Origin of the sequence: Embleya australiensis (genome assembly GCF_051903075.1) — a bacterium.
Taxonomy (GTDB): Bacteria; Actinomycetota; Actinomycetes; order Streptomycetales; family Streptomycetaceae; genus Embleya.
Genome location: NZ_CP182422.1, coordinates 3,203,284 through 3,218,219, shown reverse-complemented (window position 1 = coordinate 3,218,219; position 14,936 = coordinate 3,203,284). Strand labels below are relative to the sequence as shown.

Genomic DNA, 14,936 nt, shown 5'->3' with positions numbered 1-14,936 from the left:
CCGGGTCGACCAGAGGAGTGCTGTTTGTCGTTTGTATGGATTTTGTGTGACTTGATCCACTGCCTGTCCGCATCGTCCCCACGCCGTTTCGCGCGGCTTTCCGCGGACCGGGATCGCCGAGCGGCCGCCGCGCCGGAAACGCAATAGGGTTCCGGCCACATCCGCGATCGAGGGACGGCGCACGGCATGGGCATCGACGACCGCTTTGGCACCGCTTCGCTTCGGCGAGCCGTACTGGACGCGTGGGGCGCGTCGCCCGCACGTTTTCGGGAGGACGCGAACGCCGAGGAGGAACTCGCCCTCGGCGGCTATCGCGATCGACTGGTGGTCGAACTCGCGCAGAACGCCGCCGACGCCGCAGCCCGGGCCGGCGTGGTGGGCCGGCTCCGGCTGACCCTGCGCGACGGGGTCCTGGTCGCGGCCAACACCGGCGACCCGCTGCACGCGCCGGGCGTCGAGGCGCTGTCCACGCTGCGCGCCTCGGCCAAGCGCGACGACGGGCCGGAGGCGGTCGGCCGGTTCGGGGTCGGCTTCGCCGCGGTGCTCGCGGTCACCGACGAGCCGTGTGTGCTCTCCCGGACCGGCGGGGTGCGCTGGTCCCTGCACGAGGCCCGCGACCTGGTCGCGGAACAGGCCCGGGACAACGCCGGACTCACCGACGAACTGGCCCGGCGCGACGGCGCCGTGCCGGTGCTGCGGCTGCCGATGCCGGCCGAGGGCACCCCGCCCGAGGACTACGACACGTGCGTGGTGCTGCCGCTGCGCGACGGCGCCGCGGTGGACCTGGCCGCCCGGCTGCTCGCCGAGGTCGACGACGCGCTGCTGCTCACCCTGCGCCGGCTCGGCGAGATCGTGATCGAGACGCCGGAGGGTGTGCGGACGCTGACCTGCCGGGCCGACGGCGGCGCCCTGGTGGTGACCGACAACGGCGTGCAGACCCGCTGGCGGGTCGCCGAGGACGGCGGCGCGCTGGAGCCCGCGCTGCTCGCCGACCGGCCCACCGAGGAGCGCCGGCGGGCCGCCTGGTCGGTGTTGTGGGCGGTGCCGCTGGACGCCGCCGACCATCCGCGCCGGCCGAGCGTACGGCCCGTCGTGCACGCGCCCACGCCCACCGACGAGCCGCTGGGGCTGCCCGCCCTGCTCGTCGCGTCCTTCCCGCTGGACCCGACCCGCCGGCACACCGCGCCCGGCCCGCTGCGCGACTTCCTGATCGAGCGGGCCGCCGAGACCTACGCCGGGCTGCTCGGTACCTGGCCGGTGACCACCACCGCCGTGCTGAGCCTGGTGCCGGGGCCGACCGGCGAGGGGGAACTGGACGGGCTGCTGCGCCGGGCGGTGCTCGATCGGCTCGCGGAGACCGCGTTCCTGCCGGCCGCGGCGCCGGGCGCCGGGTCCTCGGGCGCCTCCGAGGGCGTTGCCGCGTCCGTTGTGGAGGCGGAACCCGACGATCGCGACGCGTTGTTGCTCGACCGGGGCACCGCGGCGCGCGACCGCGATCTGCTGCGCCCGCGCGACGCGGTGCTGATCGAGACGGCGGGCCCGCGAGTGGTCGAGGCGCTGGCGCCGGTGGTGGCCGGGCTGCTGCCGGCCGGTCTGGATCGCAGCGCCGCGTTGCGGGTGCTGGGGGTGCGTCGGTTGCCGCTGGCCGAGGTGGTCGACCAACTCGCGGGGATGGAGCGGGAGCCGAGCTGGTGGCGGGATCTGTACGACGCCTTCGACCCCGCGGCCCGGGACGCGCTCGGCGCGTTGCCGGTGCCGCTGGCCGACGGTCGGATCGTGCGCGGGCCGAGGGGGGTGCTGCTGCCCTGCCCGGAGAGTCCGGACCCGGCGGTGCTGGACGTGCTTCGGCTGCGGGTGGCCCACCCCGACGCGACGCATCCGCTCCTGGAGCGGCTCGGCGCGGTCCGGGCCACGCCGCGGGCGGTGCTGGCCGATCCGGCGGTGCGGGCCGCGGTCACCGAGGGCGAGGAGGGGGACGACATCGCCGACGCGGTCCTGGAGCTGGTCCGGGCCGCCCGGATCGCCGCCGGCGACGAACCGTGGCTGGCCGCGCTGCTGCTGCCGGACGTGGACGGCGACGCGGTGCCGGCGGGCGAGCTGATGCTGCCGGGCAGCCGGATCGCCGCGGTGGTCGAGCCGGACGCGCTCGGCGTCGCACACCCGGACCTGGTCGAGCGCTGGGGCGAGGACGTGCTGGAGGCGGTCGGCGTGCTCGGCACGTTCGGCCTGGTCCGGGAGGAGGACGTGGTCCTCGACCACGACGGCTGCGACCACGACCTGGACGCCGAGGACGACTGGCTCGACGACGTGCTCGACCACCTGCCCGACCAGGGCGTGCCGCCGGTGCTGGCCGGGTTCGCCGCGGTGCGCGATCTGGACCTGGTCGCGGACGACGCGTGGGACGAGGCCCTGGAGGTGCTGGCCACGCCGCCGCTGCGGAACGCGGTGACCGAGCCGGCGCACGTGCTGCTGCCCGACGGTGGTCGGGCCCGGGTGCCGTCGTACACCTCGTGGTGGCTGCGCGGGCACCCGGTGCTGGACGGGCGGCGTCCGGCGGGGCTGCTCGCGCTGGACGGGGACCGGCTGCTGCACGGCCTCTACGACCGGGTCCGGGCGAGCCTGGATCCGGTGTTCCTGACCGCCCTGGGCGTGCGTACGACGCTCCCGGCGCTGCTGGCCGACCCGGACGGCCCGGACGAGCTGCTCGAGCGCCTGGCGGACCCGGACCGGGCGGTGACCCGGGACCAGTTGCGCGCGCTGTACACCGCGTTGGCCGAGGTGACCCCGGAGCGGCTGTCCGCGCCGACCGAGCTGCGCGGGGTCTCGGGCGGCCGGATGACCGTGGCCGACGTCGCGGACGCGCTGGTGGGCGACGCGCCGGACCTGGCGGCGCTGGTTGCGGACGACGCGACGCACGTGGTGCTGCCGGTGCGCCCGGACCGGGCGGAGGCGCTGGCCGACCTGCTGGACGTACCGCTGCTGTCCGAGACCATCCCCGGCAAGGTGCTCTCCGAGGGCACCGTGCACGAGGTCCCGGACGACGTGCTGGCGGCGATGCCCGACGCGCCGAAGGAGTACGTCGAACACGAGGAGCTGATCGTCTCCGGCCCGGACGGCACCGAACTGGAGGCGGACTGGCGCTACATCGACGGCAAGGTGCACGCCACCACCTTCGAGGGCGTCGCCCGCGGCCTGGCCTGGGCCGCCGGCGAATGGCACCGCCGCTTCGAGGTCGAACAACTCCTCACCCACCCGGAAAACGCCGCCCACTTCGCCACGGAACGCGACTTCGACGGCGTCTGACCCCGGGGGAGGGGCGGCTCCTGGGCGAGCCGCCCCTCCCGGGGCGCGGGTCGTGCGGACCTACCCGTCGTCGCCCGTGCGGCGGCTGAGCAGAACCGGATACGTGCCGGCCCGCCTCCAGGAGGGCGGCGGCGATGACGGCGATGCCGATCGCGGTGCCGTTGTTGCCCTGGTCCTGGGGGTAGAGGGCGAAGAAGTCGGCGGCGAAGGGGACGTAGAGGGTGAACAGGAAGGCCGCCGCCATCGCCGCGATCAGGGCGATCTTCCACCACGCGTAGGGGCGGGCGACGATGGCCAGGATCCACATCGCGACCAGGAACAGGGTGATCACCGCGGTGGTGCGGTCCTCCTTCAGGTCGGTGCCGCTGTTCAGGTGGGCCAGCCAGTAGGACAGGAACGTCGCCCCCGCGGCCACCACGCCGCCCGGGATCGCGAAGCGCAGGACGCGCGGGACGAAGCCCCGGCGGGCGCGTTCGGCGTTGGGGGCCAGGGCCAGGAAGAAGGCCGGTACGCCGATCGTGAGCGAGCCGATCAGGGTGAGGTGGCGGGGCAGGAACGGGAAGACCACGCCCGCGACGCCGGTCAGCAGCGACAGGAGCAGCGCGTACACGGTCTTGACCAGGAACAGGTTCGCGACCCGCTCGATGTTGCCGATCACCCGTCGCCCCTCGGCCACCACCGAGGGCAGCGTGGCGAAGCGGTTGTCCAGGAGCACGATCTGGGCGACCGCGCGGCTCGCCCCGCTGCCCGAGCCCATCGCCACCCCGATGTCGGCGTCCTTGAGCGCGAGGACGTCGTTCACGCCGTCGCCGGTCATCGCCACCGTGTGCTCGCGGGCCTGGAGGGCGGCGACCATGGCCCGCTTCTGCTGCGGGGTGACCCGGCCGAAGACGGTGTTCTCCTCCAGCGCCTGTCCGAGTTCGGTGCGGTCCTCGGGCAGTCGGCGGGCGTCCACGGCGTGGTTCGCGCCCGCCAGGTCGAGTTTGGCGGCGACCGCGCCGACCGCGAGCGCGTTGTCCCCGGAGATCACCTTGGTCGCCACGCCCTGGCCCGCGAAGTAGCGCAGCGTCTCGGCGGCGTCCGGGCGCAGCCGCTGCTGGAGCACCACGAGCGCGGCCGGGTGGGCCCGCGCGCCGGCCTCGTCGGTCAGCCCGTCGGCGGTCGCGAGCAGCAGTACCCGCAGCCCCTTCGCGCCCAATTCGTCCACCTCGGCCAGTACCGGATGGCCCTCGGGCAGCAGCACGTCGGGCGCGCCCAGCAGCCAGGTGCCGCGCTCGGCGAAGCTCGCCCCGCTCCACTTGCGGGCCGAGGAGAACGCGGCGACGTCGGTGATCGACCACCCGCGCGGCGCCGGGTAGGCGTCCACGATCGCCTGGAGGCTCGCGTTCGGGCGCGGGTCGGAGGTGCCGAGGGCGCCGAGCGCCTGGCCGATCGGCAGGGTGTCGTCGAGCGTACGGACCTCGGCCACGTCCATGCCGCCCTCGGTGAGCGTGCCGGTCTTGTCCAGGCACACCACGTCCACCCGGGCCAGCCCCTCGATCGCGGGCAACTCCTGGACCAGGCACTGCTTCCGGCCCAGCCGCACCACGCCGACCGCGAACGCGACCGAGGTGAGCAGCATCAGCCCTTCCGGGACCATGGTGACCAGCCCGGCCACCATGCCGCGCAGTGCGTTGGGCAGGCCGTCGTCGGTGCGCAGTTGGCTGATGATCAGCAGGATCCCGACCGGGATCATCAGCCAGGTGACGTAGGTGAGGATCCGGTTCAGCCCCTGACGCAGTTCCGAGTCGACCAGGGTGAACCGGCCCGCCTCCTCGGCGAGTCGCGCGGCGTACGCGTCGGCGCCGACCTTGGCCGCCCGGTACGCGCCGTTGCCGGCGGCCACGAAGCTGCCGGACATCACCGGGTCGCCGATCTTCTTGTGGACCGGATCGGTCTCGCCGGTCAGCAGCGACTCGTCCAGTTCGAGCGCGTCGGCCTCGACCACGACGCCGTCCACCATGACCTGTTCGCCCGCGCCGAGCGCGCAGACGTCGTCCAGGACCAGTTCGCGCGCGGACACCTCGACCGTGTGCCCGCCGCGGCGCACCCGGGGTTTGGCCTCGCCGATCACGGCCAGGGTGTCCAGGGTGCGCTTGGCGCGCAGTTCCTGGATGATGCCGATCGCCGTGTTGGCGACGATGACCAGGCCGAACAGGCCGTCCTGGATCGGGCCGACGATCAGGATCACCACGAACAGAGTGCCGATGATGGCGTTGAACCGGGTGAGGACGTTGCCCCGAACGATCGCCGAGACGCTGCGGCTCGAACGGCCCGGCACGTCGTTGACCCGGCCGGCCGCGACACGTTCGGCGACCTCGGCGTCGGTCAGCCCGGTGATGGTGGCGGGGGCATCGATCATGCCCTGAAGTTACGTCAGTGAATGTCGGATTTTGTGGTTATTCGGGACGGGTCGCCGAGTACATTCACCGGGCATCCGGAGCGGGGCGGACGCCGGCCGACGCACGCTAGTCGTCGCGCGCGCTCTGCAGGCGGCGGCAGTACCAGAGGCCGAACAGGCCCAGGCCCGAGCCGGCCAGCGCGCACCACGGCCACCAGTCGCGGCCGTCGTCGGTGAGCGAGTCGCGCATGAACCAGGCGACCACGAACAGCGCGAACCAGATCACGCTGCCGACGGCGACGAGCTTGATGATGTCGCCTTCGAGCGGGGGCGGGGCGGGCCGCATGCCGGTGTCCGCGGCGGGCGGCTCCCGGTCGGCGGGCGGCGCGGGCTCGTCGGCGGCATCGGTGACGGCGGCGAACTCGGCGGTTCCCCCGCCCAGGGCCGGGTCGGTCGCCGGGTCGTAGGCGCTCGCGCCGTACCCGGGCGTGGCGTGGCTCCCGGAGTCGTACGCGTCGGGCTCGAAGGCCGGTACGGCGGCCTGGTGGCCGCCGGAGCCGTAGGCCGCCTCGGGGGCCGCGTAGTCGGTCTGCGGGTAGTCGGCGTAGTTCGCGGCGGCGTACTCGCCGGAGGAGGGCTCGGTCGAGGGGTATCCGGCCGCGGCGTACTCCCCGGAGGTCGCGGCGTACTCGCCGGAGGTCGCGCCGTACTCGCCCGAGGTCGCCGCGTACTCCCCGGAGCCGTAGTCCGCCGAGCCGTAATCCGCAGAGCCAAAGTCCCCAGAGCCATAGTCCGCGGTGCCGTGATCCGTCGCCCGGTAGGGCTCGCTCCCGTGCGCCGCGTATTCGCCGCTGCCGGGGGCGCCCGCGTCGAACGTGTCGTCGACCGGATCCGGCGTCGCGGCCGAATCCGTCCGCGCCACGCCCGTGTCGTCCGGATCCGGCGAGGTGCGCCGTCGTTTCCCGCTCCCGTGCCTGCTCACGAAAACAAGGCTACTTGGCGGCCCGGACGGGGCCCGCGCGTGCCCCGACGCACAAGCGGAGAGACCGGTTCCCGATTCGGCTGTGGTCTCTGGCACCCTTTTGGGGTCTCCCGGCACGCGTCCCCCTCGTGCCGTGTGCGTGTCTTGACTACCCGTTCCCACGCTCCGAGGATTCGCATGCCCCGCCAGGCCCCCGCCGTGACCGTCCCCGAGGTCCCCGCCACGCGGAGGAGCGGCCTCGACCGCTTCTTCAAGATCTCCGAGCGCGGCTCGTCGCCGCTGCGCGAGATACGCGGCGGGCTCGCCACGTTCTTCGCGATGGCCTACATCATCGTGCTGAACCCGATCATCCTCGGCAGTGCGACCGACAAGTTCGGCAACCATCTGTCCCAGCCGCAGCTGGTCACCGCGACGGTGCTGGTCGCCGCCGTGATGACCATCCTGATGGGCCTGATCGGCAACATGCCGCTCGCGCTGGCCGCCGGGCTCGGGATCAACGCGATGGTCGCGTTCCAGATCGCGCCGCAGACGACCTGGGACGAGGCGATGGGCCTGGTCGTACTGGAGGGCGTCGGCCTGCTGATCCTGGCCGCCACCGGGTTGCGCGAGGCGATCATGAACGCCATCCCGCTGGTGCTCAAGCAGGCGATCGGGGTCGGCATCGGACTGTTCGTCACCCTGGTCGGCCTGGTCAGCGCGGGCATCGTGACGCGTGTGCCGGACAAGGTGAACTCCACCGTCCCCGTCGCGCTCGGTGCGGGCGGCACGCTCAAGGGCTGGCCGGCGGTGATCTTCTGCTTCGGGCTGCTGCTCACGTTCGTGCTGGTGGTACGGAAGGTGCCGGGCGCGATCCTGATCGGGATGGTCGCCTCGACGGTGCTCGCGGTGATCGTGCACAACGCCGCCGGCCTGGACAAGGCGGCGTGGGGGCTGACCGCGCCCGAGGCGAACGGTGTGGTGGACACGCCGGACTTCGGGTTGATCGGCGACGTCGACCTGTTCGGCGCCTTCGGCCGGGTCGGCTTCATCACCGCGTCGTTGCTGATCTTCACCCTGCTGCTGTCCAACTTCTTCGACGGCATGGGCACGATCATCGGGGTCAGCCGCGAGGCCGGGCTGCTCGACGAGCAGGGCAAGGTGCCGGGCCTGGGCCGGATCCTGACCGTCGAGTCGGTCGGCGCGATCGCGGGCGGCGGTGCCTCCGCGTCGTCCAACACGGTCTTCGTGGAATCCACCGCCGGGGTCGGCGAGGGCGCCCGGACCGGACTCGCCAACCTGGTCACCGGCGGCCTGTTCGCGCTCGCGCTGCTGTTCACCCCGCTGGCCAAGCTGGTGCCCGCGCAGGCCGCGACACCGGCGCTCGTGGTGGTCGGCGCGCTGATGATGACCCAGATCAAGCACATCGAGTGGGACGACCTGACGGTCGCCGCCCCGGCGTTCGTGACGATCGCGCTGATGCCGTTCACGTACAGCATCACCACCGGGATCGGCGCCGGCTTCATCCTGTACGTGGTGCTGCGCACGGCGGTCGGCAAGGCCCGGGAGATCCCGCTGCTCCTGTGGATCGTCTCCGCCCTCTTCGTGATCCACTTCGCCATCGACCCGATCGAACAGGCCCTCGGCGTCAAGTAACCGGATGGCCGGGCCCCCACCCGCCCGGCCACCCACGTAGCGCGGATGGCCCCGCTCGTGCCCCCGCATCGCGCCTGCATCGGCCGCATTCGCTCTGCCTCGCGCCCGGCGGGACCGCCGCCCGGCACCCGCCCCGCTCGCCTCGCGACGGCGCCGGCCGCCTCCCTGCCCCGCCCGCGCCCGCTTCCTGTGCTTCGGTTTTGTCCCCTCCGGGTGGGTTTCGCCCCCGCCGTGCCGCAGCCTGTGCGAGGTGGCGGAATATCCCCGACGGGGAACGCATTGGAAGTTAGCGAGAGTAAAGAGTTAAGCTAAAAAACGTGTCCCCGTCCGAACCCGACCGTGCCACGGTGGCAGCCCTCCGTGCCTCGGTGCTGAAACTCTCTCGTCGCCTGCGCAACCAGCGGGCCGACGAGACGCTGAGCCCCACACAGCTCTCGGTGTTGACCGTGCTCGTCGTGCGCGGCGCCATGACTCCGGGCGAACTCGCCCGGCAGGAGAAGGTGCAGCCGCCGTCGATGACCCGGGTGATCGCCGGCCTGGAGGAGCGCGGCCTGGTTCGGCGCGAGCCGCACCCCGACGACCGCAGGCAGGTCGTGGTCTCCGCGACCGAGCCCGCCGCCGCCGTGGTGGAGGAGAACCGTCGACTGGGCAACGCCTGGCTGGCGGAACACCTGGCGCGGCTCACGCCGGAGGAGAACGAAGCGTTGCGCGCGGCCCTGCCGGTGCTGGAGAAGCTGGCGCAGGCGTAAGCAAGGCTCGGCGCGCCCCGCGTCGCGGTCGGTTCGGTTCAGGGACGGATGCACATCCGGCCTCGGCCGATCCGTACGACGAAGGGGGAGCCCGTGGCGGCGACAGCCGGCACTTTCCAATCACTACGAAACCGCAACTTCAGACTGTTCGCCGCCGGCCAGACCGTGTCGAACACCGGCACGTGGATGCAGCGCATCGCGCAGGACTGGCTGGTGTTGCAGCTCACCGGCAGTACCACCGCGCTGGGCGTGACCACGGGCCTGCAATTCCTGCCCATGCTGCTGTTCGGCCTGTGGGGCGGGGTGATCGCCGACCGCTACCGCAAGCGTGTGTTGCTGATCGGTACGCAGACCGTGATGGGCCTGCTCGCCGCCGTGATGGCCGTTCTGGTGCTCAGCGGCGCGGTCGAGGTCTGGCACGTATGGCTGCTCGCCTTCGGCCTGGGCCTGGCCACCGCCGTGGACAACCCGGCCCGGCAGTCCTTCGTGATCGAGATGGTCGGGCGCAAGGACCTGGCCAACGCGGTCAGTCTGAACTCGGCCAACTTCCAGCTCGCCCGCATCGTCGGCCCCGCCGTCGGCGGTCTGCTGATCACCGCGATCGGCACCGGCTGGGTCTTCGCGCTCAACGCGGTGTCCTACATCGCGGTCCTGCTCGGCCTGGTGGCCATGCGCGAGGCGGAGCTGCGCACGATGCCCGTGGTGCCGCGCGAGAAGGGCCAGTTGCGGGAGGGGCTGCGCTATGTGCGCGGTCGGCCCGATCTGCTGGTGGCGATCGCGCTGGTCGGGTTCATCGGCACCTTCGGCTACAACTTCGCGGTCACCCTGGCGGGCTTCTCCAACAACGTCTTCCACGCCGGGCCCGGTTCGTTCGGGCTGCTCAACACGGTGTTCGCGGTCGGCTCGCTGGCGGGCGCGCTGCTCGCGGCCAAGCGCGGGCACACCCGGTTGCGGGTACTGGTCGCCGCGGCCGTCGTGTTCGGCCTGCTGGAGTCGGTCGCCGCGTTCATGCCGGGCTACTGGAGCTTCGCGCTGCTGCTCGTGCCGATCGGGATCGCCGGTCTGACGTTCAACACGGCGGCGAACTCGACCGTGCAGCTGGGCAGTGATCCGGCGATGCGCGGTCGGGTGATGGGCATCTACATGCTCGTCTTCATGGGCGGTACCCCGCTGGGCGGCCCGCTGATCGGCTGGCTCGCGGAGAGCTTCGGTCCACGCGTCGGGTTGTTCGTGGGCGGGCTGATCTCGCTGATCGCGGCGCTCACGGTCGGTGTGCTGCTGGCCCGGCACAGCGGGATCCGGCTGCGGCCGCGTGCGATGGTGCGCGCGATGCGCCCGGCCGCCGCCGCGACCACGACGGCCATCGCTGCGGAGAGCGCTGCGCCCACCGCCTCTACAGCCGTTTCGGCGACTCCCGCCGGCGCCGGCGTCACGGCGACACGGTCGGGGTTCGGTAATCCTGCGGTCAAGATCTGACACAGCGTCAGCACATCTGTGCGACACACCTTTTCTTGACGTGGGATTCACGCTCTGGGGTGACGCAGGCCATCGACACGTCACCCGAACCGCTGGAATCCTTGACGAATGGACTACGTGCGGTTCCAGCACCTGTTCCAGGCGGAGGGCCTCCGCCTGGGTCAGGCGGCCGTCACGGACATGGACGCGCCGGTACCGTCCTGTCCCGGTTGGACGGTCGCCGACGTCGTACGACATTCCGTGCTCATGTACACCGACGCCACCGGGCAACTGCGCTCGGACGGTCGTCCGGAGGGCCGCCCACAGCCGGGCGGCCCGAGCGACAAGGGGGATCTGCTCGACACCTACACCCGGGCGCACGCCGCGCTCGTGGCGGAAATGGCCAGGCGGGACCCGCTCGACCCGGTCGAGGCGGATCTGCCCGAGGCCGCCGTCCCGGAGGTCCTGGAGCGCGACGGGCCCGATCCGGGCACGGCCGGCTTCCTGGCCCGCCGGATGGCGCGCGAGGCGGCGGTACACCGGGCCGACATCGAGATGGCGGTCGGCAACCCGGGGCCGCTGGACGCCCAGCAGGCCCTGGACGGCATCGACGAGGTACTGGGCGTACTGCTCCCGGCGCACTACGACGGGGGCGCGCGCGACGGCGCGAGCGGGCGCACCATCGGCGTACACAGCAACCGGCACCACTGGCGGCTGACCATGCAGCGCGGCGGCGTCACGATCTCCCGCGAGCCGGGCTTCTCCGACGCCGCGGTGACGGGCGAGCCCGCCGAGTTGCTGCTCTACCTGTGGGGCCGGCGGCCCGGCACGGTCGTCTCGCGGACCGGCGACCGCACCGTGCTCGCGGCCTTCCGCCGCCGCCTGGCCGCCTCCATGGTCTGACCCGACGACTCGGGGCTGGTCCGCGGACCCGCCCGCGCGAGCGCCCGGCCGGAATTCGGCCGGGCGCTCGCGCCGCGTAGGCTCTGATGCGTGAATCCCCGCACCCGAACCCGCGTCGTCACGGCCACCCTGGCCCTCCTGCTCATCGCCGTGATCATCGGCGCGTTGATGCGGTAGGGCGGGGCGTCGAGGGCTCGCGTGCCGCGACACGGCGACGCCGGTCCGGCTCGGCGGCGAGACCTGCGGTCAGTGCGGGTTCCCCGCCGCGCGGGCCGCGTGTACCCGGTCGGCGGCGATCCGTACCAGCGCCGCGTTGCCCGGGACCCGGCGGCCGTCCGGGTCGAGCAGGGTGTCCTCCAGCCCGATCCGGGTGTCCAGGCCGGCCGCGATCGCCGCGTCCAGGACCGGCCACGCGGACGCGTCGGCGCCGTGCAGCAGACGCGGCACCGCGACCTCGTACCGATCCAGGACCGCCAGGATCCGACCGGCCTCGTCCAGCGCGTCCCCCGGTTCGCCGCCCTCGACCTCGACCAGGATCCGCGTGCACACCGCGGCCAACTCCCGCTCGACCAGCAACTCCGCGTCGGCCTCGGTCCACACCCCCGCCTCGACCCCGACCCCCAGGTGCGCCAGCGTGTACGCGAGTTCGACCGAGCCCTCCTCGGAGAGATTGACCGAGGCCAGGTCGGGCAGCACCGTCCAGGAGCGCACCGACGCCAGCCGGGAGGCCGCGTCCGCCTCGATCCACGCACCGGTGCTCACCCCGATCGGCACACCGGGCGCCGCGCCCCGGATCGCCCGGACCACCGAGGTCAGCACGTCCGGCGCCAGACTCTCGCGACCCCGGCGATCACGCGGATGCACATGCACGATGGATGCCCCCGCGGCCACCGCGGCCCGACTGTCCGCGGCGATCTGTGCCGGGGTCAGCGGTAGCGCCGGGTGCTCCTCGGGGCGCCGCGTTCCGTTCAGACAGGCCTTGATCAGTGTCATGGAAGACTCCCGATGCCGACGCCCACGAGCCTCCATCCCATCCCCGATCCACGGCAAACCGCAATGGATTCGGCCGACCTGTCGCAAAATGACCGGAGGAGTCGAACGGGAGCCCGGACCGGGCCGGCAGGCTGGACCCATGACACGGCGGTACGCGTGAAGCGCGTGAAACGAGGCCGGTTGCGCGTCCTGGGCGCGCTACCGGCGGCCCTGGCCCTGGTGGTGGCGCTGCCCGCGGCGGCGACGGCCGATTCCGACGTGGCGTTCACGATCAAGGACGAGCGCATCGGCGAATCCAGCGGCCTGGTGGCGAGCGCGCAACATCCCGACGTCTACTGGACGCACAACGACAGCGGGGACTCGCCCAGGATTTACGCGATCGGCAAGGACGGCGCCACCAAGGCCACCATCACGCTGTCGGGCGTGGACGCGCGGGACTGGGAAGCGATCACGATCGGCAAGGACGACGCGGGCAATCCGGCCCTGTTCGTCGGCGACATCGGCGACAACTTCCACGGCAAATGGCCCGAAGTGTGGATCTACCGCTTCGCCGAACCCGCGACGCTGGCCGACGCGACGGTCAAACCGACCAAGTTTCGGGTGAAGTACGACAACGGGCCGCGCGACGCCGAGGCGATGCTGATCGACCCGAGGACGAACAAGCTCTACATCGCGAGCAAGGAGTCCGACGGCGGGCTCTACGAGCAGCCGGAGCAGTTGTCCACCACCGGGATCAACACGTTCCGGCGAATAGCCGCCGGCGACTCGACGGTGACCGACGGCGCGTTCGCGCCCGACGGGTCGCGGTTCGTGCTGCGCGGCTACTTCTCCGCCACCGTGTTCTCCGCGCCGGGCAAGCAGGTGGGCCCGGTCAGCGTGCCGCTCCAGCGCCAGGGCGAGTCGGTGGCGTGGAGCCCGGACGGCCGGACCCTGCTGTTCGGCAGCGAGGGCAAGGGCAGCCAGGTGCGCCGGGTCGAGCTCAAGGGCGACAACCGGCCGGACTCGGTACGCAACGCGCCGGGCGGCGGGGCGAAGTCGGACTCGGCGGGCAGTGCGGCCGGCAGTGACAAGAGCGACGGCGATTCCGCCGCCGACAAGACCAAGGCGTATGGGCCGGGGCTCCTGGCGGTGGCGGGTCTGGTGTTGCTGTTCTTCGCGTATCGCCGACTCGGTGGGCGGCGGAACCGGGACTGAGCGCCGGACGGCCGCCGCCTCGAACCTCCCGATGGGGGTGTCCGAGGCGGCGGCCGTCCGTTCACGCGTTGTCGGCGTGGATCAGAGCCGCCCGGTCCGGGTCAGAGCTGCTCGATCACGAAGTCGATGCACGCGGTCAGCGCCTCGACGTCGGCCGGCTCGACCGCCGGGAACATCGCCACGCGCAGCTGGTTGCGGCCCAGCTTGCGGTAGGGCTCGGTGTCCACGATGCCGTTGGCGCGCAGCACCTTGGCCACCGCGGCGGCGTCGACCGAGTCGGCGAAGTCGATCGTGCCGACGACCTGCGAGCGGGCCGCGGGGTCGGCCACGAACGGGCTCGCATACGCGGACTTCTCGGCCCACGCGTACAGCCGGCCCGACGAGTCGGCGGTGCGTGCGACGGCCCAGTCCAGGCCGCCCTGCCCGTTGATCCAGTCGAGCTGGTCGGCGAGCAGGAACAGGGTGCTCAGCGCCGGCGTGTTGTAGGTCTGGTCCTTGACCGAGTTGTCGATCGCGGTGGCCAGGTCGAAGAACGGCGGGATATAGCGGTCGGAGCCGGCGATCCGACCGGCCCGCTCCAGCGCGGCCGGCGAGAACGCGGCCAGCCACAGACCGCCGTCGGCGGCGAAGTTCTTCTGCGGCGCGAAGTAGTACACGTCGGTCTCGGCCGCGTCCACCGGTAGCCCGCCCGCGGCCGACGTCGCGTCGACCAGGACCAGCGAACCCGCGTCGGCGCCCGCCGGCCGGGCGATCGGCATGGCGACACCGGTCGAGGTCTCGTTGTGGGTCAGGGCGTATACGTCGACGCCCGCCTCGGCTCGCGGCAGCGGGTGGGTGCCCGGCTCGGACTTGATCACGGTGGGCTCGTCCAGCCACGGCGCGGCCTTGACCGACCCGGCGAACTTCGAGGAGAACTCGCCGAACGACAGGTGCTGCGACTTGCGGTCGACGAGGCCGAACGCGGCGATGTCCCAGAAGGCGGTGGCACCGCCGTTGCCCAGGATCACCTCGTAGCCCTCGGGGAGGGAGAACAGGCTGCCGACACCTTCGCGGACCCGGCGGACCAGGTTCTTCACCGGCGCCTGCCGGTGGGAGGTGCCCAGGAGGGAGGTACCGGTCGCCGCGAGGGCGGCGAGCGCCTCCGGACGTACCTTGGACGGGCCCGAACCGAACCGGCCGTCGGCGGGCATGAGCGCTGCGGGAATCTGGATCTCGGCCACGCCAAGAGCGTAGTCGTGTCCGTTTCGTGGGTGATCTGTATTCCGCACAATGAGACGAATGTGGCCGACATTCGGCCGGGGGCGGTCTCGACGGGTGGACGGTGCGGGGTGTGGCGCGCCTTTTC

The 14,936-nt window shown here is 72.5% G+C and carries 10 protein-coding genes; 6 read left to right on the top strand and 4 right to left on the bottom strand.

From position 1 onward, the window contains the following. Positions 1–186: 186 nt before the first annotated feature. Positions 187–3,303, top strand: a complete 3,117-nt coding sequence (locus ACMXN5_RS13605; protein WP_439675481.1) for a sacsin N-terminal ATP-binding-like domain-containing protein — start codon at positions 187–189, stop codon at positions 3,301–3,303. On the opposite strand, the gene ACMXN5_RS13600 is transcribed toward ACMXN5_RS13605, so the two are convergent. Both ACMXN5_RS13600 and ACMXN5_RS13595 read right to left on the bottom strand, forming a co-directional pair. Continuing rightward, complete coding sequence (locus ACMXN5_RS13600; protein ID WP_439675480.1) at positions 3,245–5,704, bottom strand: HAD-IC family P-type ATPase; 2,460 nt, start codon at positions 5,702–5,704, stop codon at positions 3,245–3,247. The genes ACMXN5_RS13605 and ACMXN5_RS13600 overlap by 59 nt on opposite strands. Positions 5,705–5,810: 106 nt before the next feature. Further along, on the bottom strand, positions 5,811–6,665 hold the full coding sequence (locus tag ACMXN5_RS13595; protein WP_439675479.1) for a hypothetical protein: 855 nt from the start codon (positions 6,663–6,665) through the stop codon (positions 5,811–5,813). A gap of 177 nt (positions 6,666–6,842) precedes the next feature. On the opposite strand from ACMXN5_RS13595, the gene ACMXN5_RS13590 reads away from it, so the two are divergent. The 4 genes from ACMXN5_RS13590 to ACMXN5_RS13575 all read left to right on the top strand — a co-directional run bounded on the left by ACMXN5_RS13590 (position 6,843) and on the right by ACMXN5_RS13575 (position 11,404). Continuing rightward, the gene (locus tag ACMXN5_RS13590) at positions 6,843–8,297 is read left to right on the top strand and encodes an NCS2 family permease (protein WP_379999385.1); all 1,455 of its coding nucleotides are present in this window, start codon (positions 6,843–6,845) and stop codon (positions 8,295–8,297) included. 347 nt (positions 8,298–8,644) lie between these two features. Beyond that, positions 8,645–9,046 carry a MarR family winged helix-turn-helix transcriptional regulator gene (locus tag ACMXN5_RS13585; protein WP_235618661.1) on the top strand — a complete coding sequence of 134 codons (402 nt, stop codon included), beginning with the start codon at positions 8,645–8,647 and terminating at the stop codon, positions 9,044–9,046. Between the two features lie 93 nt (positions 9,047–9,139). Further along, a complete protein-coding gene (locus ACMXN5_RS13580) occupies positions 9,140–10,522 on the top strand; it encodes an MFS transporter (RefSeq protein WP_439675478.1) in 1,383 nt (460 codons plus the stop codon). 108 nt (positions 10,523–10,630) lie between these two features. Further along, positions 10,631–11,404 carry a maleylpyruvate isomerase family mycothiol-dependent enzyme gene (locus ACMXN5_RS13575; RefSeq protein ID WP_439675477.1) on the top strand — a complete coding sequence of 258 codons (774 nt, stop codon included), beginning with the start codon at positions 10,631–10,633 and terminating at the stop codon, positions 11,402–11,404. Positions 11,405–11,650: 246 nt separating this feature from the next. Here the strand turns inward: ACMXN5_RS13575 and ACMXN5_RS13570 are convergent, their stop codons facing one another. After that, the gene (locus ACMXN5_RS13570; RefSeq protein WP_439675476.1) at positions 11,651–12,397 is read right to left on the bottom strand and encodes a 3-keto-5-aminohexanoate cleavage protein; all 747 of its coding nucleotides are present in this window, start codon (positions 12,395–12,397) and stop codon (positions 11,651–11,653) included. A gap of 156 nt (positions 12,398–12,553) precedes the next feature. On the opposite strand from ACMXN5_RS13570, the gene ACMXN5_RS13565 reads away from it, so the two are divergent. Further along, entirely contained in the window at positions 12,554–13,591 is a 1,038-nt protein-coding gene (locus ACMXN5_RS13565) for a hypothetical protein (protein WP_439675475.1), read from the top strand. A gap of 101 nt (positions 13,592–13,692) precedes the next feature. Here ACMXN5_RS13565 and serC read toward each other — a convergent pair whose 3' ends face one another. Beyond that, complete coding sequence (gene serC / locus ACMXN5_RS13560; RefSeq protein ID WP_395794114.1) at positions 13,693–14,811, bottom strand: phosphoserine transaminase; 1,119 nt, start codon at positions 14,809–14,811, stop codon at positions 13,693–13,695. Positions 14,812–14,936 lie beyond the last annotated feature (125 nt).

Excerpts from the sequence above, each read along its gene's own strand:
- ACMXN5_RS13575 (WP_439675477.1), top strand. The coding sequence starts at position 10,631 with ATGGACTACGTGCGGTTCCAGCACCTGTTCCAGGCGGAGGGCCTCCGC.
- ACMXN5_RS13570 (WP_439675476.1), bottom strand. The coding sequence starts at position 12,397 with ATGACACTGATCAAGGCCTGTCTGAACGGAACGCGGCGCCCCGAGGAG.
- ACMXN5_RS13600 (WP_439675480.1), bottom strand. The coding sequence starts at position 5,704 with ATGATCGATGCCCCCGCCACCATCACCGGGCTGACCGACGCCGAGGTC.
- ACMXN5_RS13590 (WP_379999385.1), top strand. The coding sequence starts at position 6,843 with ATGCCCCGCCAGGCCCCCGCCGTGACCGTCCCCGAGGTCCCCGCCACG.
- ACMXN5_RS13605 (WP_439675481.1), top strand. The coding sequence starts at position 187 with ATGGGCATCGACGACCGCTTTGGCACCGCTTCGCTTCGGCGAGCCGTA.